General features: G+C 66.5%; 13 protein-coding genes and 1 pseudogene. 10 read left to right on the top strand and 4 right to left on the bottom strand.

Annotation, left to right across the window (positions count from 1 at the left end; genetic code table 11):
* The 4 genes and pseudogenes from DBR20_RS22665 to DBR20_RS04580 form a co-directional block, all read left to right on the top strand.
* Window positions 1-225, top strand: a pseudogene (locus tag DBR20_RS22665) (alpha/beta hydrolase); the annotation flags it as partial.
* A gap of 12 nt (window positions 226-237) precedes the next feature.
* A complete protein-coding gene (locus DBR20_RS04590; protein WP_108265350.1) occupies window positions 238-1,293 on the top strand; it encodes an alpha/beta hydrolase in 1,056 nt (351 codons plus the stop codon).
* 54 nt (window positions 1,294-1,347) lie between these two features.
* Complete coding sequence (locus DBR20_RS04585; RefSeq protein ID WP_308812597.1) at window positions 1,348-1,821, top strand: cupin domain-containing protein; 474 nt, start codon at window positions 1,348-1,350, stop codon at window positions 1,819-1,821.
* Between the two features lie 94 nt (window positions 1,822-1,915).
* Window positions 1,916-2,578 (top strand): carboxymuconolactone decarboxylase family protein, encoded by a 663-nt coding sequence (locus DBR20_RS04580; protein ID WP_219927786.1) that lies wholly within the window; start codon window positions 1,916-1,918, stop codon window positions 2,576-2,578.
* Between the two features lie 24 nt (window positions 2,579-2,602).
* Here DBR20_RS04580 and DBR20_RS04575 read toward each other — a convergent pair whose 3' ends face one another.
* Window positions 2,603-3,496, bottom strand: coding sequence for a LysR family transcriptional regulator (locus tag DBR20_RS04575; RefSeq protein WP_108265348.1), 894 nt, complete (start codon window positions 3,494-3,496; stop codon window positions 2,603-2,605).
* A gap of 133 nt (window positions 3,497-3,629) precedes the next feature.
* On the opposite strand from DBR20_RS04575, the gene DBR20_RS04570 reads away from it, so the two are divergent.
* On the top strand, window positions 3,630-4,622 hold the full coding sequence (locus tag DBR20_RS04570) for an aldo/keto reductase (protein ID WP_108265347.1): 993 nt from the start codon (window positions 3,630-3,632) through the stop codon (window positions 4,620-4,622).
* A 27-nt stretch (window positions 4,623-4,649) separates the two neighbouring features.
* Here DBR20_RS04570 and arsB read toward each other — a convergent pair whose 3' ends face one another.
* From arsB to DBR20_RS04555, 3 genes are read right to left on the bottom strand one after another with little or no spacing between them, the layout of a single operon-like run.
* On the bottom strand, window positions 4,650-5,672 hold the full coding sequence (gene arsB, locus DBR20_RS04565; RefSeq protein WP_108265346.1) for an ACR3 family arsenite efflux transporter: 1,023 nt from the start codon (window positions 5,670-5,672) through the stop codon (window positions 4,650-4,652).
* Between the two features lie 14 nt (window positions 5,673-5,686).
* Window positions 5,687-6,193 carry an arsenate reductase ArsC gene (locus DBR20_RS04560; RefSeq protein ID WP_108265345.1) on the bottom strand — a complete coding sequence of 169 codons (507 nt, stop codon included), beginning with the start codon at window positions 6,191-6,193 and terminating at the stop codon, window positions 5,687-5,689.
* Between the two features lie 15 nt (window positions 6,194-6,208).
* Window positions 6,209-6,538, bottom strand: coding sequence for a metalloregulator ArsR/SmtB family transcription factor (locus tag DBR20_RS04555; RefSeq protein ID WP_108265344.1), 330 nt, complete (start codon window positions 6,536-6,538; stop codon window positions 6,209-6,211).
* Window positions 6,539-6,555: 17 nt separating this feature from the next.
* Here DBR20_RS04555 and arsH point away from each other — a divergent pair, with 17 nt between their 5' ends.
* The 5 genes from arsH (at window position 6,556) to DBR20_RS04530 (ending at window position 11,226) form a co-directional block, all read left to right on the top strand.
* Window positions 6,556-7,287 carry an arsenical resistance protein ArsH gene (gene arsH / locus DBR20_RS04550; RefSeq protein ID WP_108265343.1) on the top strand — a complete coding sequence of 244 codons (732 nt, stop codon included), beginning with the start codon at window positions 6,556-6,558 and terminating at the stop codon, window positions 7,285-7,287.
* A gap of 88 nt (window positions 7,288-7,375) precedes the next feature.
* Entirely contained in the window at window positions 7,376-8,401 is a 1,026-nt protein-coding gene (locus DBR20_RS04545) for an AI-2E family transporter (protein ID WP_089239458.1), read from the top strand.
* 55 nt (window positions 8,402-8,456) lie between these two features.
* Complete coding sequence (locus DBR20_RS04540; protein WP_108265342.1) at window positions 8,457-10,199, top strand: GGDEF domain-containing protein; 1,743 nt, start codon at window positions 8,457-8,459, stop codon at window positions 10,197-10,199.
* A gap of 71 nt (window positions 10,200-10,270) precedes the next feature.
* Window positions 10,271-10,714 (top strand): hypothetical protein, encoded by a 444-nt coding sequence (locus DBR20_RS04535; protein WP_108265341.1) that lies wholly within the window; start codon window positions 10,271-10,273, stop codon window positions 10,712-10,714.
* 11 nt (window positions 10,715-10,725) lie between these two features.
* Window positions 10,726-11,226, top strand: coding sequence for a GNAT family N-acetyltransferase (locus DBR20_RS04530; RefSeq protein WP_108265340.1), 501 nt, complete (start codon window positions 10,726-10,728; stop codon window positions 11,224-11,226).
* Window positions 11,227-11,346: the final 120 nt, after the last annotated feature.

Raw genomic sequence — 11,346 nt, 5'->3', positions numbered from 1 at the left:
CCCGCCGACCCCGTGAGGCTGCCGGCCCAGGACAGCTGGCGGGCGCGGCTGCAGATGGCGCGGCTGTGGCGGGACGCCGTCAACCGCCATGGTGGCGATGTACGCCTCATCCATCTGCCGGAGATCGGCATCAAGGGCAACAGTCACTTCATCTTCTCCGACCTCAACAACATCGAGATCGCCGATCTCGTATCGACATTCCTTGCCGACAAGCACCTGGATTGAAGGGAGACATCCATGAAGCGAAATGCCCTCCACGCCACACTGCTGGCCATCGCGATAGGACTGGCCGCAGGCAACGCGCAGGCAGCCGATTACCGTGAGAACCCGTATACGTTGGCCTATGAAGGGGCCATCAGCGGCAATGTCGCCGGTGAGGTGAGCATCCATCCGGTGTCGTACACGCTCAATGGCCTGCAGATCGCCGCCAACGTCTACACGCCGCCCAACTACGCACCCGGCAGCAAATACCCGGCAGTCGTGGTGGCGCACCCCAATGGCGGGGTCAAGGAACAGGTTGCAGGCCTGTACGCCCAGCGACTGGCCGCGGAAGGGTATATCACCATCACCGCCGATGCGGCCTACCAGGGGGCCAGCGGCGGTCAGCCACGCAACGTGGACAAGCCCGCCTTCCGCATCGAGGACATCCTCGGCATGGCGGACTACATCACCCGCTATCCGGGCGTCGACACCGCGCGGCTGGGACTGCTGGGCATCTGCGGCGGAGGTGGCTACTCGCTGGCTGCGGCGCAGACCGACAAGCGCTTCAAGGCGGTGGCAACGATCAGCATGTTCAATTCGGGGCGTGTCCGCCGCAATGGTTATGTGGACTCGCAACTGCAGACGATCCAGCAGCGCCTTCAACAGGCATCCGCCGCACGCGCGCAGGAAGCTGCCGGTGGCGAAGTGCTGTACTCGGGCGACGCCAACCTGACCGATGAGCAGATCGCCAGCCTGCCTTTCGATCTCTACCGGCAGGGATATGAGTATTACTGGAAGACGCACGCTCATCCGGGCTCCACCTTCAAGTACACCACCAGCAGCCTGCTGGACCTGATGCGCTGGGATGCGACCGACCAGATCGAACTGATCGACCAGCCGCTGCTGATGATCGCCGGCAGCAAGGCCGACAGCCGCTACATGACCGAGGATGCGTTCGCCAAAGCGACAGGGACCAAAGACAAGGAGCTGTTCACCCTGGAAGGTGCCACCCACATCGAAACCTACTGGGTGCCGCGCCATGTGGACGCGGCGGTGACCAAGCTGACGACCTTCTATGGACGTACGTTGTGATCGACCGTACCAGTCCGGGCGGCGACGAGCAGAACGATCTGCATTGAGGACTTCATGATGACCAGGATACTGTTGGGCATTGCACTGGGTGTCGCCGCGCCCTTGGCGCAGGGCGCTGAAGCAGACACGCAGCAGATCGTGCGTGGTGGCACGCAGGCTTCCACCGCAGGTCCTGCCGAGTACTTCACCGGCAAGGTCCGCGTTGATCCGTTGTTCGCGGCCGACGCGGGCATTCCCGCTTCGGCGGCCTATGTGACGTTCGACGCCGGCGCGCGATCGGCATGGCATACGCATCCCGCCGGGCAACGGCTGGTGGTGGTGTCCGGTGTCGGCCTGACCCAGCAATGGGGCAAGCCAGTGCAGGAGATCCGACCGGGGGATGTGGTGGTCTGTCCGCCGGGAGTGAAGCACTGGCATGGCGCATCGGCGAGCAGTGCGATGACTCATCTGGCGGTGAGCGGCACGATGGATGGCAAGACCGTGCACTGGATGGAGAAGGTCAGTGATGACGCCTACAACGCCCGTTAGCCGGCGACGATGTGGCTGGGTTGCCGCTGGCATCTGCATCGCAACCCTGACCATGCCGCATGCCTATGCCGATCCGCCGCAGGAGACCCGCGCCATGAGCAACACCCACGCCGACGCACAGCAGCTGTCGGCCCGGCAGCAGTCCATCCCGTTGATCGCCGCTGCGATGGCCACCAGCAACATGCCCCGGCTCGACGTGGCGCTGAACCGTGGTCTGGATGCCGGCCTCACCGTCAGTGAAGCGAAGGAAATCCTGGTACAGCTTTACGCCTATACCGGTTTTCCGCGCAGCCTCAACGCGCTGGCGGAACTGCTGCGCGTGACCGATGCCCGCAGGCAGCGCGGCATCGAGGACGCGCCCGGACATGAACCCAGTCGCGCCATTCCGGTAGGGGATGGATTGCTGGCCGCAGGTACCGCCAACCAGACGCGCATCTCTGGCGCACCGGTCACCGGCCCGGTGATGGCGTTCGCGCCGGTCATCAACCAGTACCTGCAGACACACCTGTTTGGTGACATCTTCGAACGCGACAACCTGGACTGGCAGAGCCGCGAGCTGGCCACCGTCGGCGCATTGGCGGCCACGCCCGGGGTGGAAGCACAGCTGCGCTCGCATGTTGCAGCCAGCCAGCGTGTTGGCCTGACCATCGCGCAGCTGCGCCAGGTTGCGCGACTGCTGGCCGAAAGCGGAGAGACCGCCGCCGCAGCGCGTGCCGATGCGGCCATTGACCAGAACGTCGCCGCCTCCGCGCGTTGATGCTTGCCTGCGCTGCGGGCCGGTTCAGCGCGCGTAACGCAGCGCATCGCGCAGCAGGGTGAAGGCCGGTGAGGACTGTCGGCGGCTTGGGTAGTACAGGTGGTAGCCCGGGAAGGGCGGGCACCAGTCGGCCAGTACGCGAACCAATGTGCCGACCTCGATATGTGCGTGCACCAGATCCTCGGGCATGTAGGCCAGGCCCAGCCCTTCCAGCGCGGCCTGCAGGCGCATGGCGATGTTGTTGAACACCAGCTGGCCTTCCACTCTCACCTTCAGTTCCTTGCCCTTCTTCTCGAACTCCCAGGCGAAGATGCCGCCGTGGGTGGGCAGCCGGATGGTGATGCAGTTGTGTCCGGTCAGGTCGTGCGGCGATTTCGGTCTGGGGTGCCGCTGGAAATAGGCGGGCGAGCCCACCACCGCCATCCGCAGATGCGGACCGACCGGCAGCGCGATCATGTCCCGTGCCACCTGTTCCCCCAGGCGGATGCCGGCGTCATAGCCCTCGGCGACGATGTCGGTCAGTCCGTAGTCCACGATCACTTCGATGTTCAGATCGGGATGATCGGGCAGCAGCTTGCCGAGCACGGGTTGCATGACGGTGATCGCCGCGTGCTCGCCGGCGGTGATGCGCAGGCGGCCGGCCGGTTTGTCGCGGAAGGCATTGAGCTGGGCGAGTTCGCTGTCGATCTCTTCGAATCGGGGCGCGATGACGCGCAGCAGCTGTTCTCCAGCTTCGGTCGGCGACACGCTGCGCGTGGTGCGGGCAAGCAGGCGCACGCCCAGGCGCTCTTCCAGTTGCCGCATGGACCGGCTCAATGCCGGCTGGGACATGCCCAGCTGGGCGGCGGCGCGGGTGAAGCTGCGCTCGCGCGCCACCAGCGCGAAGAGGGCCAGCTGATCGTAATGTTCGATCCCCATTGATGCGCACCAGATATAAGCGATATCCGATTATGCCTCTGCAAGACCAGGTGCGGGAGGCGTAGATTGCCGCCATGACGACTCAGCTGCCCGATGCTGACCACCCCACATACCGCTCGACAAGGAGCCAGACATGAAGACCCGGATGCTTGGACAAGGCCTGGAGGTATCTGCCCTCGGGCTGGGCTGCATGGGCATGAGTTCAGCCTATGGGCCGGCCGCCGACAAGCGGGAGATGATCGCGCTCATCCGCACCGCGGTGGAACACGGCGTCACCCATTTCGATACCGCTGAAGCCTACGGTCCCTTCGTCAACGAAGAACTCGTGGGCGAGGCGCTGGCACCGTTGCGCGACCAGGTGGTGCTTGCCACCAAGTTCGGCTTCGACATCGACCCTGCAACCGGTGCACGTGGTGGTGGCACCAACAGCCGGCCCGAGCACATCAAAGCCGTCGCCGAAGCCAGCCTGAAGCGGCTGCGCACGGATCGCATCGACCTGTTCTACCAGCACCGGGTGGATCCGGCGGTGCCGATCGAAGAGGTCGCTGGCGCGGTGAAGGAGCTGATCGCTGCAGGCAAGGTCAAGCATTTCGGGCTCTCCGAGGCAGGCGTGCAGACCATCCGCCGGGCTCACGCCGTGCAGGCAGTGACTGCGGTACAGAGCGAGTACTCGCTGTTCTGGCGAGGCCCGGAAGATGAGCTGCTTTCCGCGCTGCAGGAGCTGCAGATCGGCTTCGTGCCGTTCAGCCCACTGGGTGCGGGTTTCCTGACCGGCAGGATCGACGAGCACACCCGGTTCGATGCCACCGATTTCCGCGCTGTCGTGCCACGCTTCTCTGCAGCGTCGCGCAGGGCGAACATGGCACTGGTCGACGTAGTGAAGACCGTGGCATCGGAGAAGGGCGCAACGCCGGCACAAATCGCATTGGCCTGGTTGCTTGCGCAGAGACCCTGGATCGCGCCGATTCCGGGGACGACGAAGCTGCATCGCCTGGAAGAAAATCTCGGTGCCGTTGAACTGGTGCTCGATGCGCAGGACCTGGCCCGCATCGATCAACAACTTGCGGACATCCACCTCAGTGGCGAGCGGCTTCCCGAGGCAGCACTGAAGATGACCGGCCTGTAGTCCATGCAAGCGTGGCGCGGCCCCGCCTCAGCGCCGCTCATACCACCCGCGCGACGCATTGACGATGCGCACCACCGACAACATCACCGGCACTTCGATCAACACGCCGACCACCGTCGCCAGCGCCGCACCGGAATGCACGCCGAACAGGCCCACGGCAGTGGCAACGGCCAGCTCGAAGAAGTTGCTGGCACCAATCAGCGCCGAGGGGCCGGCCACGCAATGGGCGACCCCCAGGCGTCGGTTCAGCAGGTAGGCCAGCCCTGAGTTGAAGTAGACCTGGATCAGGATCGGTACCGCCAGGATGGCGATGACCAGCGGCTGCCGCACGATCTGCTCGCCCTGGAAGCCGAACAGCAGCACCAGCGTCAGCAGCAGGGCCAGCAGCGAGACGGGCCCCAGCTTTCGCAGCGCGGACTGCAGGCCGGCCTCCCCGCTGCGGGCCAGCAGCCAGCGCCGCAGCAGGGAGGCCACCAGCACCGGCGCGATGATGTACAGCGACACCGACAGCAGCAGCGTGTCCCACGGCACGCTGATCGCCGACAGGCCCAGCAGCAGCGCCACCACCGGTGCATACGCCACCACCATGATCGCGTCGTTCAACGCCACCTGGCTGAGGGTGAAATTGGCATCGCCGCGGCACAGGTTGCTCCACACGAACACCATGGCGGTGCAGGGCGCTGCCGCCAGCAGGATCAGCCCGGCGATGTAGCCGTCGACCTGTGCGGCGGGCAGCGCATCGGCAAACACGTGGCGCAGGAAGAACCAGCCCAGCAGTGCCATCGAGAAGGGCTTGACCGCCCAGTTGATGAACAACGTCACGCCGATGCCTTTCCAGTGCTGGCCGAGCTGGCGCATCGCACTGAAATCGACCCGCAGCAGCATCGGGATGATCATCAGCCAGATCAGCACCGCGATGGGCAGGTTGACCTTGGCCACCTCCGCCGACGCCAGCGCAGCAAATGGCTGCGGCAGTGCGTGGCCAAGCAGGGTGCCGGCCACGATGCACAGCGCCACCCACAGCGTCAGGTAGCGCTCGAACAACCCCATTGGTGCCGGCGCGCTCACGCCTGGCCATCCTCGGGTTGCACGAAACCAATGCGATCCAGCGCGTCTTTCAACTGCCCGCGGTCGGACCAGGTTGCAGCGGGCAATGCCAGCAGGGCCAGCAACCGTGCTTTGACGATGGCGTGTGCCTGCGCGAACGCGGCCGCCTTGTCATCCGCGCTGCCGTCGACGGCGGCTGGATCGGGCAGGCCCCAGTGCGTGCGCACGAAGTCGCCGAACACCACCGGGCACGCCTCGGCCGCTGCGGCATCGCAGACCGTGATCACCAGGTCCATCGGCGCGCCGTCAGCGAACTCGTCCCATGATTTACTGCGCAGGCCTGCGGTGGCGATGCCCTCGGCCTGCAGCTGGGCAAGGGCGAATGGATTGACCGCGCCGGCCGGCTGGCTGCCGGCGCTGAACACCTCGAAGCGGTGGCCGGCCCACGCCCGCAGCGTGGCTTCGGCAAGAACACTGCGGGCGGAATTGCCCGTGCACAGGAACAGAACGCGTTGGGTGGTCACGAAGCGGATCTCCGGTCAGCAGGCGCAATCGGGGGATGTCGGGCTGCAGGCCGGGTCGGGCGAGCCTGCGCAGCAGTTGTGGGTCAGGTAATCGATCAGGCCGGTCATGGCACTGAAGTTGGCGCGGTAGCAGACGTTGCGGCCTTGGCTCTCGCTCTCGACCAGCCCGGCCTGCAGCAGCTCCTTCAGGTGGAAGCTGAGCGTGGCCGGCGGCACCTGCAGGGCGCTGCCGATGTCGCCGGCCATGCGGCCGGCCGGGCCGGCTTCCACCAGCAACCGGAAGGCGGCCAGGCGGGTGGCATGGCCAAGGGCGGTGAGGGCGGCGATTGCATTTTTCGTTTCCATATTTCTAGAATAGTCGAATGAATGAAGCCATCGCAAGTCCCGCCCTCCCGAATCTGGCCGAAGCCTCGCTTCCCCAGCCCGACCTGTCCCTGCTGGGCACCGGCCGCACGCACCCGCCGCGGATCCTGCTGCTGTATGGCTCGCTGCGCCCGCAGTCGTTCAGCCGCAAGCTGGCGCTGGAGGCCGAGCACCTGCTGCGCCACCTCGGCTGCGAGACCCGGGTGTTCGATCCGCATGCGTTGCCCATGCTCGACAGCGTCGGCGCCGATCACCGTGAAGTGCAGCGCCTGCGCGCGTGGTCGCAATGGTCCGAAGGCCAGGTCTGGATCAGCCCGGAGCGCCACGGCACGGTCACCGGCGTGTTCAAGAACCAGATCGACTGGCTGCCGCTGGAAGATGGCAGCGTGCGCCCGACGCAGGGCAGGACGCTGGCAGTGATGCAGGTCAGTGGCGGTTCGCAGTCGTTCAACACGGTCAACACGCTGCGCGTGCTGGGGCGTTGGATGCGCATGCTGACCATCCCCAACCAGTCTTCGGTGGCCAAGGCATGGCAGGAGTTCGACGAGAGCGGGCGGATGAAACCCTCGGCGTACTACGACCGGGTGGTGGATGTGATGGAGGAACTGGTCAAGTTCACCCTGCTCACGCGGGATCGTTCGGACTACCTGGTGGATCGCTACAGCGAGCGCAAGGGTGATCAGCAGGCGGCCGCACTGGCACGTTCGGCAGGGGCGGTGGTCGCACGTTGACGGCAAGCGGCGGCCGCAGGGATGCGCGCGTGCGCGGGCGCATCACCTCAATCCACTACCATGGGCCACCCCTCCAGGATGTGCCCCGATGTCCCTCGTCATCCCGACCCTGCCCAAGCCTCCCGCCGCACGCATCGCCGCCTGGCTGATGATGCTGCTCGGCATGTGGCTGGCACTGAAGCTTGGCCTGGTGGTGACCCTGCTTTCCGGCCTGCTGGTATTCCAGCTGACCCATGTGCTGGCCTCCACCGTGGAAGGCAAGCTGCGTCCCGGGCGGGCACGGGCGATCGCGGTGATCGTGCTTTCGGCGGTGATCATCAGTGCGCTGGTGCTGGCCGGTATTGGCGTGGCCTCGTTCTTCCGCAACGAGACCGGTGGCCCGGACGTGCTGCTGGCGCGGTTGATGGACATCCTCAACACCTCCCGGCACCAGGTGCCGGCCCTGCTGCAGCCCTACATCCCTGAAGACCTGACGGCACTGCGTGCGGCCGTCAATGAATGGGCCGCCGAACACCAGCGCCAGCTGGGCGTGGCCGGCACGTCGGTGGTGCAGGTGGGGGTGCGCGTGCTGATCGGCATGGTGCTGGGTGCGATGATCGCGCTGTACGACGAACTGCCGCTGCCGAAGATGGGTCCGCTGGCGCAGGAGCTGATCGGCCGCACCAGCCGCCTGGCCACCGCGTTCCGCCAGGTGGTGTTCGCCCAGGTCAAGATCTCGCTGCTCAACACCGTGTTCACCGCCATCTTCCTGCTGGGCGTGCTGCCGCTGTTCGGCGTGCACCTGCCACTGTCGAAGACGCTGGTGCTGATCACCTTCATCGCCGGCCTGCTGCCGGTGGTGGGCAACATCATCTCCAACACCATCATCACCATCGTCGCGCTGTCGGTGTCGTTCTACGTGGCCGTGGCTGCGCTGCTGTACCTGGTGGTGATCCACAAGCTGGAGTACTTCCTCAACGCGCGCATCGTCGGCGGCGAGATCCAGGCGCGCGCCTGGGAGCTGCTGCTGGCCATGCTGGTGATGGAAGCGGCGTTCGGCCTGCCCGGGCTGGTGGCCGCGCCGGTGTTCTACGCCTACGTGAAGCGCGAACTGGTGGACCAGCGCTGGATTTGACCCGCCTTCAAGCGAGCGCAGCGCTACACTGATCCGCACGCCAGGGGGTACATCGATGGGCCGCAGGGCATCGCCAAACGGACTGCAGACCTGGCTCTGGATCCTCGGTGGCCTGTTCGTGCTGTGCACGCTGCCGCTGATGGCCATCGCGCTGGTGCAGGGCACGCAGCGCTACACCGAAGCCGAGGCCAACCTGGTCAGCCTGCGGCAGCTGCGGCAGACCTTCGAGCTGGCCAATCTGGTATCGGCCGAGCGTGGACCGGCCAACAGCCTGCTCGGCGCCGACAGCGCCGATGCGCAGGAGCAGCGCCGGTTGGCTGCACAGCTGGTGGTCGCCCGGCAGCGGGTGGACGCAGCGACGCAGCACCTGCAGACCGTGTTCCAGACCGATCCGCGGGTCGTGGACGAAACACCGCGCCTGCATGAAGCGCAGCGGCGGCTGCAGACCGCGCGCGCTGCGGTGGACCGCGTCGCCGCACTGCCCAGGGGCGAGCGCTCGGCAGAGGATGTGGAGCACGCGATCAACAGCATGTTCGCGGTGTACGACCGGCTGCAGGCGCTGACGTCGGTGCAGATCAGCGACCTGGTCGCCGCCGACCGCGAAGCCGCGATTCCTGCCATGCAGGGGCAGATCCTGATCGACCTGCGCGAGCACGGTGGCCGCTTGGCATCGAACGTGATGGCGCCGCTGGCGGTGCCCGGCGCGTGGCGGGAGCCGCAGGTGCGCGCCGCGCAGCAGACCGAGGGCCGCCTGCTGGAGCTGTGGCGGTTGGCCGCCAGCCACGAATCGGTGTTCCGCAGCGAGCCGACGCTGTCCTGGCATTGGGACATGGCGCGCCGGCAGTTCTTCGGCCAGTCGCTGCCGATGGTGGAACAGCTGATCGAAGATGGCCGACGTGGTGTGCCGCCACCCTGGACGGCGGCCGAGTTCACCGCGCGCTACGTGCCCACCCTGCAATCGTTGGAAGCGCTGCGCGATGGCTACCTCGGTGTTTCGATCGCGCGCTTCGAGCACACCCGCAACAAGGAAGCGGTCCGCCTGGCCGTGCTGGCCGCCACGGTGCTGGGGACATTGCTGCTGCTTGCGCTGGCACTGCGCATCGCTCACGTGCAGATCCTGCGGCCGTTGCTGCAGGCGCAGGCGCAGGTGATCCAGATCGCCTCGGATACGCCGGGCACCGAGCAGCATGCCACCCACCCGATGGCGGAAATGCAGCGCCTGTTCGATGCCATCGAGGTACTGCGGGCGAAGTCGCACCAGCGTTCGGCATTGACCCGTGAGCTGCGCGAACTGGCCGATACCGATCAGCTGACCGGCCTGTTGAACCGACGCTCGCTGGAGGGACTGGTACGACAGCGGCATGCCGATGGAAGCACGCAGGCGGTGGTGATTCTGCTGGATGTCGATCATTTCAAGTCGATCAACGATGGGCAGGGACATGCGGCCGGCGACGATGTGCTGGTGCAGGTAGCGCAGTTGCTGCGCAGCCACCTGCGCCGCAACGACAGCGTCGCCCGTTACGGCGGCGAGGAGTTCCTGGTGCTGCTGGCCGACGGCGATCTGGTCAGTGGCCGGCGGCTGGCCGAGTCGCTGCGGGTGGCACTGAGCGGCAAGGACATCGTGCTGGGCAGTGGCGAGATCCTGCGGGTCACCGCCAGCTTCGGTGTTGCCCAGGGCACGCTTGACCCGATCGGCTGGCACGCGCTGGTACGCGCCGCCGACACCGCCATGTACGCGGCCAAATCGCTTGGCCGCGACCGGGTGCAGGTGGCTGCGGGTGGGCGTGCGGCACGCTGAGGGGGGCTCGTTCATCGCCAGCGCACGCGCTTCTGCCTAGACTGGCCGCTCGTTTGCCGGAGGAGTACGCCATGACTCTGCGTTCCGTTGTGACTGCCACGCTGGTGGCGGGCCTGTTCGCTGGCTGCGCCAGCAGCGCACCGCAAGCCGATGCGAGCGTCGATGCACCGCGTCATCCTTCGATCGCCGCTGATGCCAGCCCGGTGCCTGCCTTCACCGGCGGTGGTGAAGGCTGGTCCATCGAGATCGCCTCCACCGGCAAGGGCAACCACGATGCTACGCTCACCATCGCCGGCCGCAACAGCACCGGTACGCTGCGCTACCTCGGCCAGCCGGCCGGTGCGCCCAGTTCGTTGACGGTACTCAACGGCGAGCTGGGCAAGCAGCCGACCATCGTCGAGATCAAGCGCGAGCCCTGCCGCAATGCCGAAGGCGTGGATACATCGGCCAGCGTGCAGGTGACGGTTGAAGGCCAACCACAGCGCCGGGGCTGCGGCTTCCTGGCCGTGTACTGACCGATACACGCATGATCGACATCCCGTTGCTGGAAACACCCCGCCTGCGCCTGCGCGCGCAGCGCCTGGACGACTTCCCCGTGTATGCCGCATTCCTCGCCTCGCCCCGCGCGCGCGGCATGGGCGGGCCGTTCGGCGAGGTCGCCGCATGGGGACAGTTCTGCCACGACCTGGCCAGCTGGCATCTGTTCGGGCACGGCGCGTTGATGATCGAACGCCGCGACACGGGTGAGTGCATCGGCCAGGTAGGCATCAACCACGGCCCGCTGTTCCCGGAACAGGAACTGGGCTGGTTGCTGTATGCGGGGCAGGAAGGGCAGGGGTTCGCCAGCGAGGCAGCGGCGGCGCTGCGTGATTGGGCGTTCGTGGTGCGTGGCCTGCCGACGCTGGTCAGCTACATGGCGCCGGACAACCATGCCTCGCAGGCCGTGGCGGTTCGCCTTGGCGGTGTGCTGGATGCGCAGGCGCTGCGCAGCGATCCGGACGATCTGGTGTTCCGCTATCCGCGTTGACGGTGGATGGTCACTGCAGCGCGAGTGCGCTGCGCGCGGGAACGCCGTATAGGCTCACCGCGTGAAGAAACCGGCAGCAGCCATCCACGTCTCGGTCACCGCGCTGGGCAGACGCTGGGC

Origin of the sequence: Stenotrophomonas sp. HMWF023 (genome assembly GCF_003060985.1) — a bacterium.
Classification (GTDB): Bacteria; Pseudomonadota; Gammaproteobacteria; order Xanthomonadales; family Xanthomonadaceae; genus Stenotrophomonas; species Stenotrophomonas lactitubi.
The sequence above is the reverse complement of the archived record's forward strand: the minus strand, read 5'-3'. Positions and strand labels throughout refer to the sequence as shown.